Source organism: Microcoleus sp. T2B6 (assembly GCF_036700475.1).
In the GTDB taxonomy this organism is placed as follows: Bacteria; Cyanobacteriota; Cyanobacteriia; order Cyanobacteriales; family Microcoleaceae; genus Microcoleus.
The window spans coordinates 1-2,366 of record NZ_JAUBOZ010000229.1; the positions used below are offsets into that span (position 1 = coordinate 1).

The following is a 2,366-nucleotide window of genomic DNA, read 5'->3' on the forward strand; positions in this document are numbered from 1 at the left end:
ACAGGCATCTTGCCTGTGCTTGTTTGTGGAACAGGCATCTTGCCTGTGCTTGTTTGTGGAACAGGCATCTTGCCTGTGCTTGTTTGTGGAACAGGCATCTTGCCTGTGCTTGTTTGTGGAACAGGCATCTTGCCTGTGCTTGTTTGTGGAACAGGCATCTTGCCTGTGCTTGTTTGTGGAACAGGCATCTTGCCTGTGCTTGTTTGTGGAACAGGCATCTTGCCTGTTTTAGCATCAAGTCTCGATCGCCAAGAAAAGGTAAACTATAAACAGCAAACATAACATTGAAACAATTATGATTTTTCCAGGTTCGGCAGTTCGAGTTAAAGATAAGGGTGAGATTTACTACGCCTTTCAAGGACAAGTCCAGCGAGTTACCGACGGGAAAGTCGCGGTACTGTTTGAAGGCGGCAATTGGGACAAGCTGATTACATTCCGCCTGTCGCAGTTGGAACTCGTCGATGCTACGGCAGGTCGCGCGAAATAGTCAGTTGGTTGTTGACAGTTGTCAGTTGACAGTTGTAAGTAGTTATTAGTTATTGTTTATTAGTACCCACTTACAAATAATAAATAACAACCAACTGCCAATAACAAACTGCCAACTGTCAACAACCAACAATCAACTGCCAACAACCAACTGCTAACTGACTAATATGCGTTTACCTTTACCCCAATTTGCTACAAAAGAGCGCCATCCCGATCGCATTGCTGAGGTAATCGAGACGGCAACTTCGGAGTTTTTGGCTCAATGTTTGGAACCGGAAGACTTAAGCTTTCCCGTGATGCCACCTTTTGGGAGTTGGGTGAAGGCCGAGGATGAAGAGTCAAAAAATCAAATTTACGGCGTGGTTTATTACGCTACGACTAGCCCGATCGACTCCGTGCACAGAGCTCGCGCTTTGGGTTTGTCGCTGGAAGAGTTGCGGGAAGAACAACCACAGATTTTTGCGATGCTCAAAACCGAGTTTCGAGTGGCGATTGTGGGGTTTGAGACGGCGCCGGAAAGGTTGAACGGTCACGGCCCCTCTAGGGGTAAAATTTATCAGTATTTGCCGCCGCGCCCCCCGCAAATTCACCAGGCGGTTTATCGCTGCGAACCGGATGAGGTGATTGATTTTACGGTGCAGTTGGATTTTTTGAGGACGCTGCTGGGGGTGGCTAATGCGCCGGTGGATGCGCTGACGGCGGCGGCGATTCGGGAGATTTATCAGTTGCGGATGCGCGATCGAACTTGGTTGGTGGAAGCGGGGAGGAGTTTGAGTGTTTTGCTGAAGGATGATTACGATCGGTTGCGGGTGATTTTGAGCCAGATTCATCCTTAGCGAAAAGCTGAATAGTCTGTTTGAGACCGATCGTCAAATATTCAGGCGATCGCACCAGTCAGACTCTGGTATTTTATCGACCTTACAATTAAATTGAGAAGGAAGAAACGATCGCACTTAATTCAATATGCGATCGCCCGTTTGTCGGGCACAGTCGTAGGATATGATATAATGGGAGCGAGTAACATGATTTCTCAAAATCTATGTCTGCCAAAGATATCTTTCATGTCTCTGTATGTTCAGCTTTGGAAAAAGAAGGGTGGACTATTACCCACGATCCTTTGTACCTCAAAGTAGACGAAGATAAGCTTTATGTGGACTTAGGGGCTGAAAATAATTTGTTAGGAGCCGAAAAGTACGGACAGAAGATAGCAGTAGAAATCAAGTGTTTTTTAGGTCTGTCATTGATAAATCAGTTTCACGAGGCTATAGGTCAAGCCTGGAATTATAAAGTGGTTTTGGAAGAGTCAGAACCGGATAGACTTCTTTATTTGGCAATTCCAGAAGATATTTATGAAGAGTTTTTTACTCGGCGTTTAGCTCGAATGTCAGTGACGCGGATGCAATTAAACTTGATTGTGTTTAATCCTGCGAGAGAGGCGATCGTTATATGGAAATAGAAAAGTATAGAGAGCTAATTCAATCAATCATTGAAAAACACTCTAGCTGCGGTTCGGACGATGGGGAGATAGAAACTGAAATTGCTTGTGACATCAAACGCGATCGCTATTTGATGTTTCATGTGGGATGGCGTGGAGAAAGACGAGTTTATGGTTGCGTTATTCACATCGATATTAAAGAGGACAAGATTTGGATTCAGCGAGATGGAACTGAAGTAGGAATTGCTAATGAGTTAATTGAAGTCGGAGTACCCAAGTCGGATATTGTTTTAGGGTATAGGTCTCCCTATATGCGTAAGTTTACGCTGGTTGGCGGCGGGCTAGGCGATCGCCCCAGCCAAACTCCGGTATTGTAAAACTTCGTTGAGTTTATAAGCAATTATAAACAATAGTAGTATGATATTATCATGGTGGTCGAGTGAAC

5 protein-coding genes are annotated in these 2,366 nt (G+C 45.0%); all 5 read left to right on the forward strand.

The window, feature by feature from the left end; all coding sequences use genetic code 11:
- The coding region (locus tag QUA00_RS36540; RefSeq protein ID WP_333245192.1) for a hypothetical protein at nucleotides 1-232 on the forward strand (232 nt) is incomplete at its 5' end.
- Nucleotides 233-295: 63 nt separating this feature from the next.
- On the forward strand, nucleotides 296-487 hold the full coding sequence (locus QUA00_RS36545; protein WP_293145052.1) for an NAD(P)H dehydrogenase subunit NdhS: 192 nt from the start codon (nucleotides 296-298) through the stop codon (nucleotides 485-487).
- Between the two features lie 166 nt (nucleotides 488-653).
- On the forward strand, nucleotides 654-1,322 hold the full coding sequence (locus QUA00_RS36550) for an HAS-barrel domain-containing protein (RefSeq protein WP_333413470.1): 669 nt from the start codon (nucleotides 654-656) through the stop codon (nucleotides 1,320-1,322).
- A gap of 203 nt (nucleotides 1,323-1,525) precedes the next feature.
- Nucleotides 1,526-1,942 (forward strand): XisH family protein, encoded by a 417-nt coding sequence (locus tag QUA00_RS36555; RefSeq protein ID WP_333239145.1) that lies wholly within the window; start codon nucleotides 1,526-1,528, stop codon nucleotides 1,940-1,942.
- Nucleotides 1,933-2,298 (forward strand): XisI protein, encoded by a 366-nt coding sequence (locus QUA00_RS36560; RefSeq protein WP_333144651.1) that lies wholly within the window; start codon nucleotides 1,933-1,935, stop codon nucleotides 2,296-2,298. Before QUA00_RS36555 ends, QUA00_RS36560 begins: the two co-directional genes overlap by 10 nt.
- Nucleotides 2,299-2,366: the final 68 nt, after the last annotated feature.

Excerpts from the sequence above, each read along its gene's own strand:
- QUA00_RS36550 (WP_333413470.1), top strand. The coding sequence starts at position 654 with ATGCGTTTACCTTTACCCCAATTTGCTACAAAAGAGCGCCATCCCGAT.
- QUA00_RS36560 (WP_333144651.1), top strand. The coding sequence starts at position 1,933 with ATGGAAATAGAAAAGTATAGAGAGCTAATTCAATCAATCATTGAAAAA.
- QUA00_RS36555 (WP_333239145.1), top strand. The coding sequence starts at position 1,526 with ATGTCTGCCAAAGATATCTTTCATGTCTCTGTATGTTCAGCTTTGGAA.
- QUA00_RS36545 (WP_293145052.1), top strand. The coding sequence starts at position 296 with ATGATTTTTCCAGGTTCGGCAGTTCGAGTTAAAGATAAGGGTGAGATT.